The sequence below is a fragment of the Azoarcus indigens genome, from assembly GCF_004361735.1.
Taxonomy (GTDB): domain Bacteria; phylum Pseudomonadota; class Gammaproteobacteria; order Burkholderiales; family Rhodocyclaceae; genus Azoarcus; species Azoarcus indigens.
Window position 1 is genome coordinate 188,143 of sequence record NZ_SNVV01000002.1, and the last position, 21,903, is coordinate 210,045.

A 21,903-nucleotide genomic window follows, 5' to 3' on the forward strand; every position below is an offset into this window, starting at 1 on the left:
GCGTGCCTCGGCTCTCATGACCTCAACTACTCGAACCGCCCGGTGCGGACCCGCATGCCGGGTGGTGTGGGAGGGGAACGGTCAGGCAACCTGATCGCCCCTATCCCGATACTCAGCCGGTTCTACGTAACGCTTCGGCGGCCTGGAGCAGCGCGGCGGTGGAGCCGTCCTGGGCGCCGCCCGCGCCCTGGGCCAGGGCGCGGGCCATTTCCTTGCCAAGCTCCACGCCATACTGGTCAAAGCTGTTGATACCCCAGATCCAGCCTTGGACGAACACCTTGTGCTCATACAGTGCCAGCAGCGCGCCGAGGTGGAAGGCATCCAGACAGGGCAGCAGCAGCGTGGTACTGGGCTGGTTGCCGGGGCTGACCAGGTGGGGCGCAAGGCGATCCACTTCCGCCGCCGGCAGTCCCTTGGCCTCGAGCGCGGCGCGGGCGCCGGCGAGGTCGCGGCCGTTCATCAGTGCGGCGCTCTGTGCGAAGGCGTTGTCGATCAGTGCGCGCTGCCGCGGCTCGTCCTCGCCGACCGGCACGATGAAATCCATGGGGATGTGGCGGGTGCCCTGGTAGAAGAGCTGGTGGAAAGCGTGCTGGCCGACGGTGCCGACGCCACCCCAGACCACCGGCGAGGTGGAAACGGCGCTGGTCGAACCGTCGCGCAGCGCGCGCTTGCCGTTGCTTTCCATCTCGAGCTGCTGCAGCCAGGCGGCGAAGTTACGCAGGCCGTGGGCGTAAGGCAGCACAGCCAGGGTCTCCATGCCGAGGAAATCGGTGTTCCATAGGCCGATCAGGCCCATGAGCACCGGCAGGTTGTCGGCGAAGGGGGCGTCGCGGAAATGCTCGTCCATGGCCCGGGCGCCGGCCAGCAGGGCATCGAAGCGCGCCTCGCCGATGGCAACCAACAGGGGCAGGCCGATCGCAGACCACACCGAATAGCGCCCACCCACCCATTCCGGCAAGGCGAAGACGCGCTCCTGCGCCACACCGAAGGCGGCTGCTGCGGTGGTGGCATTGCTGACGGCTGCGAAGTGGGCGGACAGCCCCTTCTCTTCGCCCAGCGCGGCAGCCAGCCAGGCCCGCGCCGCGCAGGCGTTGGCCAGCGTCTCGGCGGTGGAAAAGCTCTTGGAAGAGATCACGAACAGGGTGCTGTCCGGCTCGGCTCGCGCCAGCGCTTCGTCTAGTTCCCTCGGATCGATGTTGGCGACGAATTCCACCTCCACCGGCGGGCCTGGTTCGCGCAGGGCTTCGAAGACCATGCGCGGGCCGAGATCCGAACCGCCGATGCCGAGGTTGATCACTCGGGTAATGGGCTTGCCGGTCGTGCCCCGGATCTCGCCGGCGCGCAGGGCCGCGGCGAAGCGGCGTACCGGGCCGTCGTCCAGAATGGCGCCGGCCGGCGGCGGGCAGCTGCCGCGCAGAGCCATGTGCAGCGCCGGCCGGCCTTCGGTGAAGTTCACCTGTGCGGCTGCGAAGAGGGCGCAGATGCCGCGCTTCAACTCCGATTGTTCGGCGAGGGCCAGGAGCGCCTCCAGCGCTGCCGTATCCAGCCGCTGCTTGGAGAAATCGGCGAGCAAATCACCGTGCTTCCGTGACAACGAGCGGAAGCGCCCGGGGTCGGAGGCGAAAGCCTCGCGCAGGGAAAGGGAAGTGAGCCGCTGGGCGTGAGCTTCCAGGGCCTGCCAGGTGGCGCGCTGCTGGGGGGGGAGGAAGTTTTCGGTCATCACGATGGGTTGAGCTGATAGAGACGAAGCACTTCGAGCTGTTTGCCGCCGCCGCGGCGGTATTCCCAGATGTTCTTCCACTCGCTGGACGGCGAAGGGGCGTTCAGGCGCCGGTCATCATAGACCAGCAACAGGCCGCAGGGCGTCGTGCCGCGGTGGGCTTCTATGGTGCGGATGTCGGCGTAATAGTGCAGCGAACTGCGCACCGCGTCGGGCAGGCCGGTGGTGGCGATGCAGTCGGCCGGCTGGGCGGCCACCGCGCGGGCGAGCGAATGGGCCATGGGCCGATAACTGCGGCCGTGGTCGAACCAGGGCATCAGCAGCAGCACGGCCAGACACCATAGCATGGTCATCCCCATCGCCCAGTTGGCGGGGCCGCGGCTGGTGGAGCGCGGCAGGCGCCAGACCAGCAGCAGCCAGACCAGGCACAGGACGATGCCGCCGACGGCCTGCGCCAGACCGCCCTCGAAGCTGAAGCTGGGCGTGACCCGGGCGATATGTCGCGCCAGGCCGGGCGGCCAGGCGAAGGCCTGCGCAGTCCAGGCGATCCACACCAGCAGGGCGAACACCGCGAAGCTCATCAGCGCGAACCAATCGAAGGCGTTCGCCGCGCCCCGGCGCAGGCTGGGCACGCCGCCGGCGGCGAGCAGGGCGATGGGAGGAATCAGCGGCAGGGCCAGCGGCGGCGAAACGTCGCCGTTCACGATCAGCCAGATGAGGCCGATCAGGCCGGAGCCCAGCGGCAGCAGCCAGGGCAGGGCGCAGAGCTGGCGGCGGCCGCGCCACAAGCCCCACAGCGCGAGCGGCCACAGCGGCCAGACGAACCAGCCAAGCAGTTCGAACAGGCGTGGCAGGGCGCTCGCTTCCAGCAGCTGGCTACCGAAGGGGCTCCACTCCTCGCTCAGCCACAGCGAGAGCAACTCCGGTGCGCTCAGATGCAGGGCAAGCGGCCACAGGGCACCGAGGCCGAGAGCAAGGCAGAGCCCCACCAGCAGGCCGCCACTGCCATGGGGCGTGCGGCAGTCGGGGCTGGCGATCATCAGCAGCGGGAAAAGCGGCAACGTGAGGAAGGCGCCGGCCGGGCCGCCGGCGAGGAAGGCGAGCGCGCTGCCCATGCCCGCTTGCAGGCTGCCTATCAAAGGCTGGGCGGGTACCCGGGCCAGGCCGGCCAGCGTCAGCGCCACCATGGCGACCAGCGCGATCAATGGTTGAGTTTCATGAGCATGTAGCACCAGGCCGAGCGTGCCCAGCGTCAGCAGCGCGGCCGGGGTGCGGGCGGGGCGTCCATAGAGGCGCTCGGCCCCGCGCGCGATGGAATAGATCGCCAACGCGGTGAAGAGCGCGCTGGCCAGCCGGGCGCCATCATGGAAGGGCAGGACGGGGCCCAGCAGGTAGGCCAGTACGGCCGCAGCCCAGTAATACAGCGGCGGAAAGTCGGCGAAGGGTTCGCCCGCAATCAGCGGGAAGAGCCAGCCTTCGCCGCGCAGCATGCTGTAGATCGGCCCGAAGTGGCGGGCATCATCGCCCCGCCAGGGATCGTGGCCGCTGAGGCCGACCAGGAGGTAGAGGCCGACCAGCAGAGTGAGGCCGAGCGTGCCGTAGAGGCGCTTGTGAAATCTGGAGGAAGGAGGTGAATCGCTGATCATGCGCTTGCTGAGCGGAGCCGTTCCGTTGTTGTCTTTTGTTGTTGCTGGGGCGCTTCCCGGAGGGCGATTGTATCGGGCGCAGCTGCTCGATCCGATGCGCGAGTGCAACAAAGCTTGCCGAAAGAAGGCGCAGAAATGAAAAAAGGCAGCCTAAGCTGCCTTTTTGCGATGCGCCAGAGCGGTTTAGCCGCGCTGCACGTTGCCGTACTTCTGGCGGAAGCGCTCGACGCGGCCCGCGGTGTCAACGATCTTCTGCTTGCCGGTGTAGAACGGATGGCAGGCCGAGCACACTTCCACGTGCAACTGGGGCTTGCCCAGAGTGGAGCGGGTCACAAAGGTGTTGCCGCAGGAGCAGTTGACGTTTACGTCTTCGTACTTGGGATGGACATCCGCTTTCATATTCAGTCCTTTTGTTGCAAGCGGGCGGTGAATGTGGCCGCCCTGAGTGTGGGAAACGATGGATTATGTGCCAGATAGTCAAATATGGCAAGGGTGCGGCCCGGGCGTCGACTACAATGCGCCCCTTTTCTGGCTGTACGTCTGGAGGGGATCAGGTGCGTCTGCTGCTCGCGCCCATGGAGGGTTTGCTGGACGAGGTGCTGCGCGGGGTGCTGACGCGGGTGCCGGCCTACGACTGCGCCGTCACCGAATTCGTCCGGGTGTCCGGCAGCCTGTTGCCGGATCGCTTCTTCCGCCGCATCGCTCCCGAACTGGATGCCGGAAGCAGGACGGCCGCCGGTACGCCGGTGCGGGTCCAACTGCTGGGATCCGATCCCGATTATCTGGCCATCAACGCGCTGCGTCTTTCGCGGCTCGGGCCGGCGGCGATCGACCTGAACTTCGGCTGCCCGGCTCCGACCGTGAATCGCCATCGTGGCGGTGCGGTGTTACTGGATGAGCCCGAACTGCTGTACCGCATCGCCTGCTCGGTGCGCCAGGCCCTGCCGCCGGAACTGGCGCTGACGGCCAAGATGCGCCTGGGCGTTAACGACACCGGCAAGGCCCTGGATTGTGCCCGCGCGCTGGCCGACGGCGGCGTGGCGGAACTGGTCGTCCATGCCAGGACGAAGGCCGATGGCTATCGCCCGCCGGCACACTGGGAATGGATAGGCCGCATCGCCGACGTGGTGGCGGTGCCGGTGTGCGCTAACGGCGAGGTCTGGACGGTAGCGGACTGGGCGCGCTGCCGCGCCGTCTCCGGGGTCGAGGATGTGATGCTGGGCCGCGGCGCGGTGGCCGATCCCTTCCTCGCCGCCCGCATACGCCGGGGCGAGCAGGATGAGCCGGATCCGGCCGTCCGCGCCAAGGAATGGGCGCAGCTGCTCGGCTTGCTGGTCGAATTCCATCAGCGCGTCAGCGCCAAGCTGGAGGGCCGCCACGCGGCCGGCCGGCTCAAGCAGTGGCTGAACTTCCTGCGCCGGACTTATCCGCAGGCCGAGGCGCTTTATCAGACGCTGCGGCCGCTCAAGACCATGGCCGAGATCGACCCGATGCTGCGTGAGCACGGGCTTGCCCTTCCGCCGCAACTGGCTGCCGCCTGATTTCCGAGACCCTGTTTTGAGTTACGCCAATTCCCGCATCCCCTCCAGCGCCCAGCAGGGCATACACGAGAGCCTGGTCAAGCGGCTGGAGAAACACCGCCTCCAGCCCTTCCGCAAGCCCTACGCCGACTACAACCGTGAGGCATTGAGCGCCGCCCTGGCCGGCTGGGACCGCCGGGCGCCGCTGATCCTGGACGCCGGTTGCGGCGTTGGCCACAGCACCATCCAGTTGGCGCGCGCCTATCCTGATCACTGGGTGATGGGCGTGGACCAGTCCGAAGACCGGCTTACGCGGCGCAAGCCCTATCCGGAAGCGCTGATGCCGAAGAACCTGGTATTCGTGCGCGCCGACCTGGTGGATTTCTGGCGCCTTCTGGGCGACGAGGGGCTGAGGCTCGCCCGCCACTACATCCTTTATCCCAACCCCTGGCCCAAGATTGGCCACCTCGGCCGGCGCTGGCATGCGCACCCAGTGTTCCCGCATCTGCTGCTGCTGGGCGGCGTGCTGGAATGCCGCAGCAATTGGCAGGTGTACGCCGAGGAGTTCGCCTGCGCGTTGGGCCTCTTGACGGAGCGGGAAATCGGCTGGGAAGCCTTCGAGGCGCCCACGCCCCTCACCCCGTTCGAGCGAAAATACCGCGATTCCGGCCAGACCCTGTTCCGCATCGTCACCGACCTGGGAACGGGCCTGGCCCTCAGTTCTGGAGAAAGCACATGAGCACCGACAACCCGCATGCGATGAGCGACGAGGATTTCGAAGCGTTGGAGGAAATCCTCAGCTCCAACGTCGTCCCCGAGGACTGCATGGACCTCGAGATGCTGGATGGTTTCCTCGCCGGCGTGTTGATCTCGCCCCAGCCGGTGCCGGTGGAACGCTGGCTGCCGGTGGTGTGGTCGGCGCATGAGGATGGCGTCTCCTTCGGTTCCGGCAGCGGCGTGCAGCGTGCCATCCGCCTGGTGCTGTCCTACTACAACGAGATGGTGGGCAGCTTCGGCGAAGAGGATCTGTGGGAGCCGTTCTGCTTCGCCATCGCCGAAGGCGACCCGCTGAAGATCGGCGAAGAGTGGATAGAAGGTTTCACCCAGGGTCTGGAACTGTGGCCGAACAACTGGGAAACGCTGGTGCCCGAACAGGAAGTCGAAGCGGTGCGCAGCCTGATCGACGAAATGCTGGCGCCGTGGGCCGAAGAGAAGGCGGCGGAGGCCAAGGATGAGACCCGCCTCGGCTGGCTGGAAGTGACCGGTGAAGGCGTGCTGGATATCTTCGATTGCTGGCGTGCGGTTGGGCTGCCAGCGCCGCAGCAGGTGGCGGTCGAGGTGCCCGCCGCGCCCAAGGCCGCCGGCCCGGGGCGCAACGAGGCTTGCCCCTGCGGCAGCGGCAAGAAGTACAAGAAGTGCTGCGGCGCGGCTTGAGCTGTCGGTGGGAGCAGGGCCGGTGAGCCTGGATCACTGCACGCGCTGTGGTGCCTGTTGTGCCTCCTTCCGGGTGGATTTCCATCCCTCGGAGTTGGCGAGCGCCTGCGATGGCGGCGTGCCGGACGAGCTGACCCTGCCGCTGACCGCCCAACTGGTACGCATGCGCGGCACCGACGACGGCCCGCCGCGCTGCGTTGCGTTGCAGGGGACGATAGGCGTGGAGGTGGGCTGTTCCATCTATGGCCAGCGGCCTTCGCCCTGCCGGGACTTCGCACCCTATGCAGCGCTGGGCATAGGCGAGGATGGTTGCGACCGCGCCCGCCGCCGCCACGGCATGGCGCCGCTGGGCTGAGCATCGCGCCGCAGGGGAGGAAGCCTAAGTCCTGGGTTTGTATTTCAAGCAATTGATTTTGCTGGAAATGGTCGCTTGCAGGCGGCTAGGGAAACGCTAGAATCCGCGGCACCCGGCTCGGGCCCGTCGCATGGTGCTGACCGGGGCCGCGCGGGTGTGCCGCGTCCGCAGGAGCGGCGCTTTCGCCAGCTTGCTCGCGCGGTGACCATGGACGCCTACAACCCCTGTCTGGATTGCGGCATCTGCTGTACCCATTTCCGTATTTCCTTTTACTGGGGCGAGGGTGACGACGCGCCTGGCGGTTTTGTGCCGGCCGGCATGACCGAGCAACTCACGCCCCACCTGCGCTGCATGAAAGGCAGCAACGAGCTTCCCCGCCGCTGCTCGGCGCTGGGGGGCGAGGTCGGCAAACAGGTGTTCTGTACGATCTACGAGAACCGGCCGACGCCCTGCAGGGAGTTTCCCACCCACTTCGAGGATGGCACGCCCAACCCGAAGTGCGACGAACTGCGCGCTGGTATCGGCCTGCCGCCCCTGCCGCATCTGCCGATGCCGCACGCCGCCTGAACGCCCTGGCGCATCACGAGGCGCCTCAGCGGGGCAGCCCGACGCCGCGCAACACCGTAAACGGGCCCACCGCCCGCAACTCGTCGATCTGCTCCTGCCGGCGTACGAAGAGCGAGCCGGAGTAGCCCAGCGCGTTCACCGAAATATCCCGCCACTTCTCCGCACTGCGGGGAATCAGCAGCAGCCACTCATGAGTGAGCAGCAGGTTGTAGGGGGCTATCGCGTCCACCGCGGAGGAGAGCCCCATCAGTCCGCAGGCTTGGACATAGCAGTGCCGCAGCGTGCGGCCGGCGTCCTCCGCCTGCCAGGCCGAAGCCGGCAGGCGGACGAAGCAGTGTGCCCAGTCGAATACGCTGACCATGCCGCTTTCACCGGGGCGGCACTGCGGCAGATGGGGGGCGAAGGCCTCCAGCCCCGCGGGGGATGGCACCCACTGCAGGTGTTTGTGCGCCTGGCTGGCACCCGCCTCGGTGCCGCCATTGTAGAAACCCAGGCCGCCCAAGGGGCCCTGCACCCGTGCCAGTGCGGCGAAATCTCCGGCGGTCAGCGGGGCGGTCTGTGCTTCGAAGGCGCGGGTGATGATGAGCAGGTGGTTGGCGATCACCGGGTATTTGTTCAGCACCGCCAGATGGTGCTCGCCGAGGGCGGCCGCGGTGAGCTCTGGCTCTGGCGGCAGGAAGGGGTTGAAGCCCGGATCGCGCTTGCTTACTGCGGCGACGCGGGCGGCGTCCTTGTGGGCGAGGGAGGAGACCCAGCGCACCGAGAAGCGGATGCCGGCTTCTTCCACCATCGTCTGTTCAGTGCGTATCGGTTGCAGGGCGCCGCTTTCCAGCGCGCGCTCGGTGCAGTCGGCCAACAGGCGGGCGAGGTCGGAGTCAGGCTGGAGCTGGCTGGTCATCTGGGCATCCCGCGGGAGACAATGCGCAATTCTGACATGAGGGATGGCGGTGTCCGCATCGACGTCCCCGCGGGAGCGACAAATGCCGATTTCCTTCGCCATCCGTGGCGATTACATACAGCTGGATCAACTTCTCAAGGCTGCGAACCTGGTCGATTCCGGTGGGGCAGCCCATGCCGCGGTCGAAGCCGGGCAGGTGAAGGTGGACGGCAAGGTGGAGATGCGCAAGCGGGCCAAGCTGCGGCCCGGTCAGCGCGTTTCCTTCGGCGGCACCGAGATCCGTCTGTCCGCCTAAGCCTCTTGAGTCTTGTTCAGGCGGTGAGGCCTTCCTGCTGCAGGGCGGCCTGCACTGCCGGACGGGCGCCGACCCGCTGCTGGAAGGCGAGTAGCGCGGGCCAGGGCGAGAGGTCGAAGCCGACCTTGGCTCCCCAGCTCATCACGGTGAAGAGATAGGCGTCGGCCACGCTGAAGCACTCGCCCAGCAGGTAGTCGTGGCTTTGCAGGTGGGTGGCGACGTAGGTGAAGCGGCGCTTGAGGTTGGCGATGGCCACTTCACGCCACTCTTCCGACTGGGCGCGGAACAGCGGGCTGAAGGATTTGTGCAGTTCGGTGCCGATGAAGTTCAGCCACTCGTGCAGGCGGCTGCGTTCCCGGGTGCCCCAGGGTGGCGCCAGCTGGGCGTCAGGGCGCAGGTCCGCCAGGTACTGGACGATGGCCGGGCCTTCGGTCAGCAACTCGCCGTCGTCCAGTAGCAGCGCCGGTACGTAGCCCTTGGGGTTGATGGCGGCGAAGTCTTCGCCGTGTTCGGTGAGTTTGGTCTTCAGATCCACCCGGACCAGTTCGGCGTCCAGGCCGGCCTCCAGCAGGACGATGTGTGGGGACAGGTTGCAGGCGCCGGGGCTGTAATAGAGCTTCACGTTTCTTGTTCTCCTGATTTCGATGGGGTTGCGTGCGGCTTGCGCCGGCGGGAAAGGTACTCCCAGACGAGCCCACCCGGCAGATCTTCGCCGGTGAGCACATAGTTGAGGGCGTGTTCGTTGGTCAGCGTCAGCGCCAGTTCGGCGCGCGCGCCACCGCGACCGACCAGCAGCAACTCGTCGCCCGGCTGCAATACCAGATCGGACGCGGGGATCAGCCTGGGGGCCTCGTCGTCCCGCCGCAGGTAGAGCACTTCGCAGCCGAGCGCCTCGTAGCGGTTGCCCGGCGAGCACAGCAGCATGCCCAGGGTGACGCGTTCGCCGCGCATCAGCCGGCGGTACAGCGCTGGCGTGCGGACGAGGTTGATGCGCTCGCTCCACACCCGCGGCACTTCCCAACCGAAGCGGCGCGTCATCCGTTCCAGTACCCAGGCGCACCATTCCTCGTCGCGCTGGCGGATCTCGGCGAGGAAGGGCGCCAGCAGCGGCGTGCCGAGGATGGCCAGGCACTCGTTGGCGACGATCTCGCTCGGCACCACGGTAATGTCGGACTCGAAGGCGTCGAACAGGGCGTGGTTGGTGTAGTGGTTCTGCCGCAGCACCACGTACAGCCTGGGATTGAGTGCGCGGGCGGTGACGGCGATGGAGAGGTTGTCCACGTCGCTGCCGGTGCCGGCGACGATGCCCACCGCCTCGCCGACCCCGGCCTGGCGCAGTGCATCCGCTCCGGTGCCTTCGCCCTGAACCCAGGTGTGCTCCGGGTCCTGCCGGGGCGAGCGGTCGATAATGGTGAGCGGCACCGCCTGGGATTTCATCGCGTCCACCATCACCCGGCCGAAGCGGCCGTGGCCGCAGATGATCCAGCGTCCGCGTGGTGGATTGCGGTGATGGATGACGGTGCTGCCCGGCTGGCCGGTGAGCCAGGCGAGCAGGTGCCAGGCGGCCGGCGAATGCAAGGCCAGCGCGAGGTATTCGCCGAATTTCTCGAAGGGATTGATGATGTGGCGGGTGCCGAAGGAAGCCATGTTGGCCGCCACCTCGGCGCTTTCGGCGCGGCACAGCGCCGGCAGGTGGGGTGCCAGCAGGCGGGCGGCGATGGCGATGGCGAGGTTGGCGTTGTCGTCGTTGGTCAGCGCCATCACGCCCACGCAGCTGCGGTGGGTGAGGCCGGCGAACTCCAGGGTTTCCGGGTTGCGGGCGTCGGCGGTGAGGGCGGGCACGTCGGCGGCGTAGGTGTGCAGGTCGATCTCGCCGACCTTGCTTTCGTCCAGCTCGATGACAACCGCGCGGTAGCCGAGGCGGTCCAGGGCGCGGCAGATAAGGCGGCCGGTCTCGCCATAGCCGCAGACGAGGTAGAAGGGTTCGCGCAGCCGCCGCACCGCGCGCACGAAGCGCTGCATCTGGATGGCCTGCTGCAGGTTGCGGTCGCCCAGCAGCGCGAACACCGTGCCCAGCGTATAGGCCCAGCCGATCACCGACAGGTAGATGCAGAACATCACCCACAGCCGCTGCTGCTCGGAGAAGGCGTGCGGAATCTCGCCAAAGCCGATGGTGGTGGCGGTGTAGCTGATGAAGTAGAAGGCATGGAAGAAGCTGAGCCGGGTGGGCTGGCCGTCGGCATCCACGCCGGGGATCAGCGTCAGCCCGAAGACGGACACCGCGATGATGACGATGAGCACGATCAGCGGCGCCCGCAGGCGGCGCATGATCAGGAAGAAGATGCTGTGGTGCCGCGGCAGCGGGGCGAGCGCGCGGGCGGGCTTCACGGCGGCCGGGCTCAGCGGCGCTGCATGATGGTTTCGGCGATCAGGATGATCACCGAGACGACGTTGGCGAAGAGGGCGCCGCCGGACAGCGAGACTACCCGCGCGGTCATCTCCGACGTCATGCCGCTGCCGGTGATGTGGGCGGCGTAGCCCCAGGTGAGGGCGGCGGCGATGAGCTGCAGGTCGGCCACCAGGCTGGTGGCGAGGTGCACCGCACCGATCTGGGTGCGGTCGCCGAACTTGAGCACCGTGGCGATCAGGCTGACGACCAGCGCGGCGAACAGTTCGTAGACGTCATGGTGGGCCGGGTCGCCGATGTCGCCGACGAAGAAGCCGAAGTTCAGCGTCGCCGCCAGCACGATGAAGAAGCCGAAGATCACCTTCTCGAGGTTCATGTCGCCGCGCTCGTATGTGGAGTGGGTGGAATAAGGCCGGGTGGGTGAAGCCGGCGGATTATAGGCAGAGAGCGTTCCTCTCCGGCGCGCAGCGCGGCGTCATTCCAGCATGTCGCCGTCCACATAGAACCAGCGTTCGTCCTCGCGCACGAAGCGGCTGTTCTCGTGCAGCCGGTGGGCGCGGCCGCCGACGCGGTAGCGGGCGAGGAATTCCACCTCGGCGCGGTTTGGGGCGGTGTCGCGGTGACGGAGGATGCGCAGGCCTATCCACTTCGCCGGCGCGCTGTCGTCCAGGTCCAGCGTCACCGGCCGGGTGGTGGCGTGCCAGGTGGCCAGCAGGTAGTCGGCGTTGCGCTGGGCGTAGGCAGTGTAGCGGGAGCGCATCAGGCGCTCGGCGGTGGGCGCGGGCTGGGCGCCGGCGATCAGTGGGCCGCAGCAGGCGGACAGCGGCTGGCCGGATTCGCAGGGGCAGGGGAGGGATTTCATCGAGTCGTGTGCGTGGGCGGAAAGGAAACGGGGAAAGCCGCGATGGCCTTCCCCGGATTGTCGCCCAGGCGAGGGGCGGCGCGCCAAGCGGATTGCCTGGCGCGGAGGCCGGCCTGCAATCAATGCGACTGCGCCAGGATCTCCCGCAGCACATAGGGCAGGATGCCGCCGTGCTTGTAGTACTCGACCTCGATCGGCGTATCGATGCGGCACAGCAGGCTCACTTCCTGGCGGCTGCCGTCGGTGCGATGGATGACGAGGGTGAGATCCTGCTGCGGCTTCAGGTCCTCGGTGACGCCCAGGATGTCGAAGCGCTCGTCGCCCTTCAGGCCCAGCGACTGCCAGCTGTCCTCGCCCTTGAACTGCAACGGCAGCACGCCCATGCCGACCAGGTTGGAGCGGTGGATGCGCTCGAAGCTGCGCGCCACCACCGCCTTCACGCCGAGCAGCGCCGTGCCCTTGGCCGCCCAGTCGCGGGAAGAGCCGGTGCCGTATTCCTCGCCGGCGAAGACCACGCTGGGGATGTCGGCGGCGATGTGGGCGCTGGCGGCTTCGAACACCGTCGTCTGCTTGCCATTCAGCAGGGTATAGCCGCCTTCCACCCGGCTGCCATCCGCCTTGGCTGGCAGCATCAGGTTCTTCACCCGCACGTTGGCGAAGGTGCCGCGCACCATGATGTCGTGGTTGCCACGGCGGGAACCGTAGGAGTTGAAGGAGGCACGCTCGACGCCATGCGACTTCAGCCATTTGCCGGCCGGCGTGCCTTCGCCGAAGGAGCCGGCGGGAGAGATGTGGTCGGTGGTCACCGAGTCGCCCAGCAGCAACAGGGTAACGGCGCCGTGGATGTCGCCCACCGCGGAGGGCGTCATCGAGAAGCCGTCGAAGAAGGGCGGCCGGGCGATGTAGGTGGAGGCCGGCCAGTCGTAGACCTGGCCGGTCGGCGCCGAGATGGCGTTCCACAGGTCGTGGTCGCGGGTGAAATCGGCATAGCGCGCGCGGTAGGTGGCCGGGTCCAGCGCGAAGGGCAGGATCTCGGCGATCTCTTCGGAGCTGGGCCACAGCTCGCGCAGGAACACCGGCTTGCCGTCGCTGCCGCTGCCCAGCGGCTCCTGGCTCAGATCCACGTTGGCCTTGCCGGCGATGGCGTAGGCGACCACCAGCGGCGGCGAGGCGAGGAAGTTGGCGCGGATGTTGGGGTGGATGCGGGCTTCGAAGTTGCGGTTGCCCGACAGCACCGCCGCGGCGATGACGTCGTTCTCGGTGATCGCCGCGTTCAGCTCCGGGGCGAGGTCGCCGGCATTGCCGATGCAAGTGGTACAGCCATAGCCGGCGAGGGCGAAACCCAGCTGCGCCAGCGGCTCCAGCAGGCCGGCCTTCTCCAGGTAGTCGGTGACCACCCGCGAGCCCGGTGCAAGCGAGGTCTTGATGTGCGGCTTAACCCGCAGCCCGCGCGCCACCGCCTTCTTCGCCAGCAGGCCGGCGGCGATCAGCACCGCCGGGTTGCTGGTGTTGGTGCAGGAGGTGATGGCGGCGATGAGCACGTCGCCGTGGCCGAGGTCGACATCCTTCAGGACGGTGGCGTGGCGCCGCTCCAGCTCGGCGGCCGGCTTGCCGAAGCCGTTGTCGGCCACCGGCGCGGAGAAGAGGTAGGAGAAGGCCTCCTTCATTGCTGGCAGCTCGATGCGGTCCTGCGGCCGCTTGGGGCCAGCCAGGGAGGGGACGATGCCGGCGAGGTCCAGCGTCAGCGTGCGGGTGTAGTCGATCTCGCCGGCGCGCGGTACGCCGAACATCTGCTGGGCACGGAAATAGGCTTCCAGCAGCTCGCATTCCTCGTCGCTGCGGCCGGTGCCGCGCATGTAGGCAACGGTTTTCTCGTCCACCGGGAAGAAGCCCATGGTGGCGCCGTACTCCGGCGCCATGTTGGCGATGGTGGCGCGGTCGGTGACCGACAGGCTGGCGGTGCCCTCGCCGAAGAACTCGACGAACTTGCCCACCACCTTCTCCTTGCGCAGCATTTCGGTGATGGTCAGCACCAGGTCGGTGGCGGTGGCGCCTTCCGGCAGCTTGCCGCGCAGTTCCACGCCGATGACGTCCGGCGTGAGGAAATATACCGGCTGGCCCAGCATGCCGGCCTCGGCCTCGATGCCGCCCACGCCCCAGCCGACCACGCCAACGCCGTTGATCATGGTGGTGTGGGAGTCGGTGCCGACCAGGGTGTCGGGGTAGTAGAGGTCGCCATCGTGGCGCACGCCGCGGAACAGGTATTCCAGGTTCACCTGGTGCACGATGCCTATGCCCGGCGGCACCACGCCGAAGGTGTCGAAGGCCTGCATGCCCCATTTCATGAACTGGTAGCGCTCGCGGTTGCGCTTGAACTCCAGCTCCATGTTCTGCCGCAGCGCCAGTGGGCTGCCGTAGTGGTCCACCTGCACCGAGTGGTCTACTACAAGATCCACCGGCACCCGCGGTTCGATGAGCTTGGGCGGGCGTCCCTGCTCGGCGGCGACGTTGCGCATTGCCGCAAGATCGGCCAGCAGCGGCACGCCGGTGAAATCCTGCAGCACCACCCGGGCGACGATGAAAGGGATCTCCGCGGTGCGCGGCGCATTCGCCTGCCAGTTCGCCAGCTCGCGCACATGGGCCTCGGTGACCTTCTTGCCGTCGCAATGGCGCAGCACCGCCTCCAGCACCAGGCGGATGGACACCGGCAAGCGGGATACCGGGCCGACGCCAGCGGCTTCCAGCGCCGGCAGCGAGTAATAGCTTCCGCCTTTGCCGCCGGGGCTGGAGAAGGATTTGAGGGTGTCGAACAGCGTGTGGGGCATGGTTTCTTCTCCTCGATATTGTCGCCCTGTGCGGCTGGCCGTTCCGGCCGGACAGGCGGACCGAAAAACATCAATCCGACCCCTTTCATAGCCGGATGTTCCTCCTCGCGCACCTGTCGCCATCCATTGTGCAGGAGTAGAATCCGCGACCCGGAGCGTGTTGCGCGGTGCATTGTGCGTTGCACCGCCCCGCGAGTCTTATAAAAGACATATAATCCGTTTCGCGCCGAACGGGCGAACCCCGCTCGGAACCCCTGCCAACGTCACGAATATGGAAGGACGTCGCCGTGCTTGAAGCCTACCGTGCCCATGTTGCCGAGCGTGCTGCCCTCGGCATTCCGCCGCTGCCCCTGAACAAGCAGCAGACCGTCGAACTGGTCCAACTCCTGCAAAGCCCGCCGTCTGGCGAGGAGGCTTTCCTGGTCGACCTGCTGACCCATCGCGTGCCGGCCGGTGTGGACGATGCGGCCAAGGTGAAGGCGGAGTTCCTCGCCAAGGTCGCCAAGGGCGAGACGGCCTGTGGGCTCGTTTCCCGCGCCAAGGCCACCGAGCTGCTGGGAACCATGCTGGGCGGCTTCAACATCAAGCCGCTGATCGATCTGCTGGCCGATGCCGAAGTAGGCACGGTGGCCGCGGAGGGGCTGAAGAAGACCCTGCTGATGTTCGATTACTTCCACGACGTCAAGGAACTGGCTGCAGGCGGTAACGCCAATGCCAAGGCGGTGATGCAGTCCTGGGCCGACGCCGAGTGGTTCACCAGCCGCCCGGAAGTTCCGGCCTCGCAGAAGCTCACCGTGTTCAAGGTCACCGGCGAAACCAATACCGACGATCTCTCTCCGGCGCCGGACGCCTGGTCCCGCCCGGACATCCCGCTGCACGCGCTGGCGATGCTGAAGAACCCGCGTCCGGGCATCACCCCGGAAGAAGCCGGTGTGCGTGGCCCGGTCAAGTTCCTGGAAGATCTCAAGGCCAAGGGCAACCTGGTCGCCTACGTCGGCGACGTGGTCGGCACCGGTTCCTCCCGCAAGTCCGCCACCAACTCGGTGCTGTGGTTCACCGGCGAGGACATCCCCTTCGTGCCGAACAAGCGCTTCGGCGGCGTCTGCCTGGGCTCCAAGATCGCCCCCATCTTCTTCAACACCATGGAAGACGCGGGCGCGCTGCCGATCGAGATCGACGCCGGCCAGATGGACATGGGCGACGAGATCGAACTGAAGGTCGACCAGGCTTCCGGCAAGGTCACCGCGCTGAAGAACGGCGGCGTGATCGCCGAATCGCAACTGAAGACCCTGGTGATCCTCGACGAAGTGCGCGCCGGCGGCCGCATTCCGCTGATCATCGGCCGCGGCCTCACTTCCAAGGCGCGTGAAGCGCTGGGCCTGCCGCCCTCCACCCTGTTCCGCCTGCCGCAGGCGCCGAACGACTCCGGCAAGGGCTTCTCGCTGGCACAGAAGATGGTCGGCCGCGCCTGCGGTCTGCCGGAAGGCCAGGGCATCCGCCCGGGCACCTACTGCGAACCCAAGATGACCACCGTCGGCTCGCAGGACACCACCGGCCCGATGACCCGCGACGAACTGAAGGACCTCGCCTGCCTCGGCTTCTCCGCCGACATGGTGATGCAGTCCTTCTGCCACACCGCGGCCTACCCCAAGCTGGTCGACGTCAAGATGCACCGCGAGCTACCGAGCTTCATCAGCACCCGCGGCGGCGTGGCGCTGCGTCCGGGCGATGGCGTGATCCACTCCTGGCTCAACCGCCTGCTGCTGCCGGACACCGTCGGCACCGGCGGTGACAGCCACACCCGCTTCCCCATCGGCATCTCCTTCCCGGCCGGTTCCGGCCTGGTCGCCTTCGCCGCCGCCACCGGCGTGATGCCGCTGGACATGCCGGAATCCGTGCTGGTGCGCTTCAAGGGCACGATGCAGCCGGGCGTCACCCTGCGTGACCTGGTGAACGCGATTCCGCTGTATGCGATCAAGCAAGGCCTGCTGACCGTCGAGAAGAAGGGCAAGAAGAACATCTTCTCCGGCCGCATCCTGGAAATCGAAGGTCTGCCCGACCTGAAGGTGGAACAGGCCTTCGAACTGACCGACGCCTCCGCCGAGCGCTCCGCCGCCGGCTGCACGGTGCACCTGAACAAGGCGCCCATCGTCGAGTACATGAACTCCAACATCACGCTGATGAAGTGGATGATCGCCAACGGCTACGAGGATGCCCGCACCCTCAAGCGCCGCATCAAGGCGATGGAGGAGTGGATCGCCAAGGGTGAACTGCTGAAGGGCGATGCCGACGCCGAGTACGCGGCGGTGATCGACATCGACCTGGCCGACATCAAGGAGCCCATCGTCGCCTGCCCGAACGACCCGGACGATGTGAAGCTGCTGTCCGAAGTCGCCGGCGACAAGATCGACGAAGTCTTCATCGGCTCGTGCATGACCAACATCGGCCACTTCCGCGCTGCCGGCAAGGTGCTGGACGGCAAGTCCGACATCCCGACCCGCCTGTGGATCGCTCCGCCCACCAAGATGGACGCGATGATCCTCAACGAGGAAGGCTATTACGGCGTGCTGGGCAAGTCCGGCGCCCGCATGGAGATGCCGGGCTGCTCGCTGTGCATGGGCAACCAGGCGCAGATCCGCAAGGGCAGCACCGCGATGTCCACCTCCACCCGCAACTTCCCGAACCGCCTGGGCATAGACACCCGTGTCTACCTGGGTTCGGCGGAGCTGTCGGCGGTGTGCGCGCTGATGGGCAAGATTCCCACCGTCGAGGAATACCTGGCGCAAGTCGAGGTGGTGAACAAGAAGGCTGCGGATATCTACCGTTACATGAACTTCGACCAGATCGAAGAATTCCGTAACGTGGCGGATACCGTCGAAGTTTGAGGTAGAGGGAGCACGAGCGGGACGCCAAAGTAGCGTACCTGCCGCTTTTGGAACGCCCTTGCCGGGTTGCCGGCAGGGGCGTTTTTTCATTCCTGCGACCGGGCTGTCATCTTGCAGCCATGCGGCCGTTCTATATATGCACCCCATCGGAACAGGATGGTGCGAATGGACGCGGCAACGGTCTTCGGCAAAACCCCTCTCGGCGATCAGGAACTGGGCGGTGGTGAGCGCCGCCTGCCGCAACGCCTGCGCAATGTGCTGATCCTGGTGAATGGCAGCCGGCCTATAGGCGAGTTGCTCACCCTGATGCCCGCCGCCACCCTGTTGCCGGCCTTGCGGGCGCTGGAGCAGCACGGGCATATCCGCTGTCTTGCCGAGACCGCAGAGCCGCCAGGAGGGATGGCTGCGCGCCCGTCAGACGCGCCGCCTGTCATGGCCGTACCCGTCTGGATGGAAAATGCGCGGCAGGCAGGGCGGGTGGCGCTGGAGCGCCACGCCGGCGAAGCGGGGGCGGTGATCGCCCGGCGGCTGCAGCACGTCCGCCGGCCAGGCGAGCTGAGGATGGAATTGCAGCGGCTGGGGCATCACCTGGAACGCTTTGCCGGGCCGGCGGCTGCTCAGGGCTTCACCGCGGAAATGGCGGCGTATCTGGATAGGGAGCCGACGCTGGAGAGCTGATGCCCGGGGCGTTCACTGCCGCGGAAGCACGGGCGAAGGCTTGTTGATGCGCCGGCGGCTAGACCGAGGGAGCGGAACGTCTGCCGGTCCCAGGTCTCTCACCTTCCGCATACGGCGTTTCAGGAGAAGCGGAAGTGAATTCAGTCTTGGGTAGGGTGGTAACGGTTGCGGTGGTCGCGGCGGTGGCCGCCCTCGGATATTTCTACCTTTCCAGGGAGGAGGCCAGGGCACCGGAATCGACGCCGGTGGCGGCACCGAATCCTGAGCCGGCTCCCGCGCCGGTACAGGGGCCGCAGGCCTCGGGAGAGATCGAACCGGCGATCCGGCATCCCATCGAATCGGCCGGGGCGGAAGTGGCGGACGCATCGGCCCCGCCCCCGCCCGCGTTGCCGGAAAGCGATGCGCTGGTCGCCGATGCGCTCGCCAGCCTGATCGCGGATACCGGGCTGCGCGACATGGTCGTCGTGCAGGATTTCATCCGCCGCATTGTGGTCACCGTGGACAACCTGCCGGGCGAGCAACTGCCATTGTCGCGCTCACCGGTGAAACCGGCCGCGGGCGCCTTCATGGTCAGCACCGAGCCGGATGGCACCTTCATCAGCCCGGAGAACGCGGCGCGTTACAGGCCTTTTGTGGCCCTGGCGGAAGCGGTGGACAGCCGCCGCCTGGTAGCCCTCTATGTGCGGCTCTATCCGCTGTTCCAGTCGGTGTACGAAGAGTTGGGCTATCCGAACGCCTATTTCAACGACCGCCTGGTGACGGTGCTGGACCATCTGCTGGCAGCGCCGGAAGTGACGCGGCCGATACGGCTGGTGCAGCCCAAGGTGCGCTACCGTTTCGAGGATGCCCGGCTGGAAGCGCTCTCCGCCGGGCAGAAGATCATGATACGCATCGGCCCGGACAACGCCCGCCGGTTGAAGGCCAAGCTGCGCGAGATCCGCGCGCTGGTGGCAGGGCAGGCGCCGAACAACTGACCTCGCCAACTGAGCCCAAGGCCGGCCTCAGCGCTGGGAGTGGAGGCCGATGAGGTTGCCCTCGGTGTCTTCCACCAGCGCGATGTAGCCGTGCTCGCCCACCCGGGTCTTGCCCTGCACGACGACGCCGCCGGCCGCGGCCGCGCGCTCGGCGGCTTCGCCCACCTCGGCGCAGATGAAATACACCAGCGTGCCGATGCGTGCAGGCCGCATCAGCGGATGGCGGATCAGTGCGCCGCTGGCGCCGCCGGCGCCATAGCGCCAGGGAAAGGCGTACATTTCGACGTCCTCGCCCATGGGCATCTCGGTGAGTTCCTCGCCCAGCACCCAGGCATAGAAGCCGCGCGCCCGATCCATGTCGAGCACCGGGATCTCGAACCAGCCTACGCTGTTGTCCTCCTGGCTCATCTTCAATCTCCGCTTCCGGGTGCCCCGCGGTGCGCCGCAGGGCTGGGGCTGTGCCAGCCCGTCGACTAAAATCGGCGCCCCGCCCGGTGCCCGGGCGTCGAGGTCTGCCGGATCGCGATGCACACTTTACTGCAGCAGGTTTCCCTTTCCGCCCCGCTTTTCATCCTGGTGTTCGCCGGCTACGGGCTGATGAGGCTCGCCCACTGGTCCAAGAGCATGGCTGATGCGCTCACCCAGTTCGTGTTCGCAGTGGCGCTGCCGGCGATGCTGTTCCGGCTGATGAGCGACTTTGCTGTGCTGCCGCCGGTGGACCTGCGTCTGCTGCTGGCCTACTTCGGTGGCTGCCTGCTGGTGTTCCTGATCGGCAGGCTGGTGGCCTGGCGCTGCTTTCATCTGGATGGCGTGGCACAGTCGGTGTTCGCGCTGGGCGGCGTGTTCTCCAACAACGTCATGCTGGGGCTGCCCATTGCGCGGCTGACGCTGGGCGAGGAGGCGGTGCCGGCGGTGGCGCTGGTCCTGGTCTTCAACGCGCTGACGCTGTGGACGCTGGTGACGGTATCGGTGGAGTGGGCTAGGCACGGGCAGCTTTCTGCGCGCGGCTTCTATCGCACGGCGCGGGGCGTACTCACCAACCCGCTGGTCGTGGGCATCGTGCTTGGCACTCTGTTCGGCCTTACCGGTCTGCCGCTGCCCAAGGTGCTGGCGGTGCCGCTGGACATGATCGCCCAGGCGGCTGCGCCACTGTCGCTGATGGTGCTGGGAATGGGGCTGGCGCAGTATGGCGTGCGCGAAGGCTGGCGCATCAGCGCGGCCATCGCCGCGATCAAGCTGCTGTTGCAGCCGCTGGTGGTGTGGGGGCTGGCGCTGGTGCTGGGTTTGCCGGTGCTGGAAACGCAAGTGGTGGTGCTGCTGGCCGCCATTGCCACCGGCGCGAACGTCTATCTGATGGCACGCCAGTTCGGCGTGCTGGAAGGGCCGGTGGCCAGCTGCCTGGTATGGACCACCGTGCTGGCTGCGCTGACCATGCCGTTGATGCTGACGCTGACCGCGCCTTGAGCAACGGGGGCGGTGCTCAGGCGGAACCGCGTGCGCCGGCGGCGCCGTGCAGCGCTACCGCCTCCGGCAGCGGCGGCAGGCCGCGCAGGCGCAGGGAGATGCCAAAGGTGAGCAGGGCGCAGCCGCCCAGGATGGCCGCCACCCCGAGCCAGCCGCCTGGCCCCCAAGCCAGGCCGGAGAAGGTGCCGAGCACGCTGCCGCCCAGGTAGTAGCTGCAGAGGTATAGCGCCGCAGCCAGCGCGCGCCGCTCCTGCGCCCGCCGGCCCACCCAGCCGCTGGCAGTGGTGTGGGCGCCGAAGAAGCCGAAGGTGAACAGGGCTACACCCAGGATCACCACCAGCAGATGGTCGGCCAGCGTGGTGGCAATGCCCGCCATCATCAGCACCACCATGATCCACAGCACGTTGCGGCGGCCGAAGCGGTCCGCCAGCAAGCCGGACCAGGCCGAGGCCCAGGTGCCGACCATATACAGCAGGAAGATGGCGCCTATGGCTGTCTGGCCCAGGCTGAAAGGCGGCTCGTGCAGGCGAAAACCGAGGAAGTTGTAGAGGCCGACGAAGGCCCCCATGATCAGGAAGGCGGTGGCGAACAGCCACGGCAGGCCGGGATCGGCGGCGATGGCGCGGGCATCCTGCAGGATGCGGCCGATGGCGGCGGCACGGGGGCGGAAGTGGCGGGAAGCCGGCAGGCCGCGCCAGAACACGATGGCGGCGATGCCCCCGAGTATGCCCAGGGTCGCCAGCGCCAGCCGCCAGGAACCCCACTCGGTGACGAGCGCCGACAGGAAGCGGCCGCTCATGCCGCCCATGGCATTGCCGGCGATGTAGATGCCCATTGCCCGCCCCTGGGCATTCGGCGCGACTTCCTCGCCCAGGTAGGCCATGGCGGCGGCGGGCAGGCCGGCCAGCGCCGCGCCCAGCAGGGCGCGCAGCACCAGCAACTGGTTGAAATCGGTGACCAGCGCCGAGGCCAGCGCAATGAGGGCCGCCAGTATCAGCGAACACTTCATGACGCGCTGCCGGCCATAGCGGTCCGACAGCACGCTGGCCGGAATCAGCATCAGCGACAGCGCGGCGGTGCCGGCAGAGACCGACAAGCTGGCCGTCGCCGGGTTGACCTCGAACACCCGGGACAGCAGCGGCAGCATCGGCTGGGTGCCGTACATCATCGCAAAGGTGGCGAAACCGCCGAGGAACATCGCCAGATTGGTGCGGCGGTAAGCGGCCGTGCCCGCCTCCAGGCGGTCGGAGGCGGGGGACGCCGCGGGCGAGGTGGATCTCTCTGGGCTTGGGGCTGCTGCGGACACGGTGAGCCATCCTGTTGTTGTCGGCCGGGCGCTGCGGCGGGCCGTACTTCAACAGTAGATTGTGTCC

At 67.4% G+C, this 21,903-nt stretch carries 21 protein-coding genes; 10 read left to right on the forward strand and 11 right to left on the reverse strand.

Going from position 1 to position 21,903, the window contains the following annotated elements; genetic code table 11:
• Window positions 1–112 precede the first annotated feature (112 nt).
• The 3 genes from pgi to rpmE form a co-directional block, all read right to left on the reverse strand.
• Window positions 113–1,720, reverse strand: coding sequence for a glucose-6-phosphate isomerase (gene pgi, locus C7389_RS03750; RefSeq protein WP_133588780.1), 1,608 nt, complete (start codon window positions 1,718–1,720; stop codon window positions 113–115).
• Window positions 1,720–3,366: an ArnT family glycosyltransferase gene (locus C7389_RS03755; protein ID WP_133588508.1), complete on the reverse strand. Its 1,647-nt coding sequence runs from the start codon at window positions 3,364–3,366 to the stop codon at window positions 1,720–1,722. Before C7389_RS03755 ends, pgi begins: the two co-directional genes overlap by 1 nt.
• A 183-nt stretch (window positions 3,367–3,549) precedes the next feature.
• On the reverse strand, window positions 3,550–3,765 hold the full coding sequence (gene rpmE / locus C7389_RS03760) for a 50S ribosomal protein L31 (RefSeq protein WP_133588510.1): 216 nt from the start codon (window positions 3,763–3,765) through the stop codon (window positions 3,550–3,552).
• A 155-nt stretch (window positions 3,766–3,920) separates the two neighbouring features.
• On the opposite strand from rpmE, the gene C7389_RS03765 reads away from it, so the two are divergent.
• The 5 genes from C7389_RS03765 (at window position 3,921) to C7389_RS03785 (ending at window position 7,242) form a co-directional block, all read left to right on the forward strand.
• A complete protein-coding gene (locus C7389_RS03765; RefSeq protein ID WP_246034615.1) occupies window positions 3,921–4,907 on the forward strand; it encodes a tRNA dihydrouridine synthase in 987 nt (328 codons plus the stop codon).
• Between the two features lie 16 nt (window positions 4,908–4,923).
• Window positions 4,924–5,625, forward strand: a complete 702-nt coding sequence (gene trmB / locus C7389_RS03770; protein WP_133588513.1) for a tRNA (guanine(46)-N(7))-methyltransferase TrmB — start codon at window positions 4,924–4,926, stop codon at window positions 5,623–5,625.
• Entirely contained in the window at window positions 5,622–6,320 is a 699-nt protein-coding gene (locus C7389_RS03775) for a YecA/YgfB family protein (protein ID WP_133588515.1), read from the forward strand. Before trmB ends, C7389_RS03775 begins: the two co-directional genes overlap by 4 nt.
• 22 nt (window positions 6,321–6,342) lie before the next feature.
• Complete coding sequence (locus C7389_RS03780; protein ID WP_133588517.1) at window positions 6,343–6,675, forward strand: YkgJ family cysteine cluster protein; 333 nt, start codon at window positions 6,343–6,345, stop codon at window positions 6,673–6,675.
• Between the two features lie 207 nt (window positions 6,676–6,882).
• Entirely contained in the window at window positions 6,883–7,242 is a 360-nt protein-coding gene (locus C7389_RS03785) for a YkgJ family cysteine cluster protein (RefSeq protein WP_133588519.1), read from the forward strand.
• Between the two features lie 25 nt (window positions 7,243–7,267).
• On the opposite strand, the gene C7389_RS03790 is transcribed toward C7389_RS03785, so the two are convergent.
• Window positions 7,268–8,140, reverse strand: coding sequence for an ATP adenylyltransferase family protein (locus C7389_RS03790; RefSeq protein ID WP_133588521.1), 873 nt, complete (start codon window positions 8,138–8,140; stop codon window positions 7,268–7,270).
• 82 nt (window positions 8,141–8,222) lie between these two features.
• Between C7389_RS03790 and C7389_RS03795 the strand changes: the two genes are divergently transcribed.
• Window positions 8,223–8,435, forward strand: coding sequence for an RNA-binding S4 domain-containing protein (locus C7389_RS03795; protein WP_133588523.1), 213 nt, complete (start codon window positions 8,223–8,225; stop codon window positions 8,433–8,435).
• 16 nt (window positions 8,436–8,451) lie between these two features.
• On the opposite strand, the gene gstA is transcribed toward C7389_RS03795, so the two are convergent.
• From gstA to acnA, 5 genes are all read right to left on the reverse strand, one after another.
• On the reverse strand, window positions 8,452–9,057 hold the full coding sequence (gene gstA, locus C7389_RS03800; RefSeq protein WP_133588525.1) for a glutathione transferase GstA: 606 nt from the start codon (window positions 9,055–9,057) through the stop codon (window positions 8,452–8,454).
• Window positions 9,054–10,763: an NAD-binding protein gene (locus C7389_RS03805; protein WP_133588782.1), complete on the reverse strand. Its 1,710-nt coding sequence runs from the start codon at window positions 10,761–10,763 to the stop codon at window positions 9,054–9,056. The genes gstA and C7389_RS03805 overlap by 4 nt, the downstream gene beginning before the upstream one ends.
• A gap of 71 nt (window positions 10,764–10,834) precedes the next feature.
• Window positions 10,835–11,218 (reverse strand): DUF6394 family protein, encoded by a 384-nt coding sequence (locus C7389_RS03810; RefSeq protein ID WP_133588527.1) that lies wholly within the window; start codon window positions 11,216–11,218, stop codon window positions 10,835–10,837.
• Between the two features lie 99 nt (window positions 11,219–11,317).
• Window positions 11,318–11,704: a YchJ family protein gene (locus tag C7389_RS03815; protein WP_133588529.1), complete on the reverse strand. Its 387-nt coding sequence runs from the start codon at window positions 11,702–11,704 to the stop codon at window positions 11,318–11,320.
• Between the two features lie 119 nt (window positions 11,705–11,823).
• Entirely contained in the window at window positions 11,824–14,529 is a 2,706-nt protein-coding gene (acnA, locus tag C7389_RS03820) for an aconitate hydratase AcnA (RefSeq protein WP_133588531.1), read from the reverse strand.
• A gap of 287 nt (window positions 14,530–14,816) precedes the next feature.
• Here acnA and acnB point away from each other — a divergent pair, with 287 nt between their 5' ends.
• The 3 genes from acnB to C7389_RS03835 all read left to right on the forward strand — a co-directional run bounded on the left by acnB (window position 14,817) and on the right by C7389_RS03835 (window position 19,066).
• Window positions 14,817–17,414 carry a bifunctional aconitate hydratase 2/2-methylisocitrate dehydratase gene (gene acnB, locus C7389_RS03825; protein WP_133588533.1) on the forward strand — a complete coding sequence of 866 codons (2,598 nt, stop codon included), beginning with the start codon at window positions 14,817–14,819 and terminating at the stop codon, window positions 17,412–17,414.
• A 165-nt stretch (window positions 17,415–17,579) separates the two neighbouring features.
• Window positions 17,580–18,092: a hypothetical protein gene (locus tag C7389_RS03830; protein WP_133588535.1), complete on the forward strand. Its 513-nt coding sequence runs from the start codon at window positions 17,580–17,582 to the stop codon at window positions 18,090–18,092.
• 134 nt (window positions 18,093–18,226) lie between these two features.
• Complete coding sequence (locus C7389_RS03835; protein WP_211168168.1) at window positions 18,227–19,066, forward strand: DUF3014 domain-containing protein; 840 nt, start codon at window positions 18,227–18,229, stop codon at window positions 19,064–19,066.
• A 27-nt stretch (window positions 19,067–19,093) separates the two neighbouring features.
• Here C7389_RS03835 and C7389_RS03840 read toward each other — a convergent pair whose 3' ends face one another.
• Window positions 19,094–19,474: a VOC family protein gene (locus C7389_RS03840; RefSeq protein ID WP_133588537.1), complete on the reverse strand. Its 381-nt coding sequence runs from the start codon at window positions 19,472–19,474 to the stop codon at window positions 19,094–19,096.
• Window positions 19,475–19,591: 117 nt separating this feature from the next.
• Between C7389_RS03840 and C7389_RS03845 the strand changes: the two genes are divergently transcribed.
• Window positions 19,592–20,530 carry an AEC family transporter gene (locus C7389_RS03845; RefSeq protein WP_133588539.1) on the forward strand — a complete coding sequence of 313 codons (939 nt, stop codon included), beginning with the start codon at window positions 19,592–19,594 and terminating at the stop codon, window positions 20,528–20,530.
• A gap of 16 nt (window positions 20,531–20,546) precedes the next feature.
• Here C7389_RS03845 and C7389_RS03850 read toward each other — a convergent pair whose 3' ends face one another.
• Complete coding sequence (locus C7389_RS03850) at window positions 20,547–21,728, reverse strand: MFS transporter (protein WP_133588786.1); 1,182 nt, start codon at window positions 21,726–21,728, stop codon at window positions 20,547–20,549.
• Window positions 21,729–21,903 lie beyond the last annotated feature (175 nt).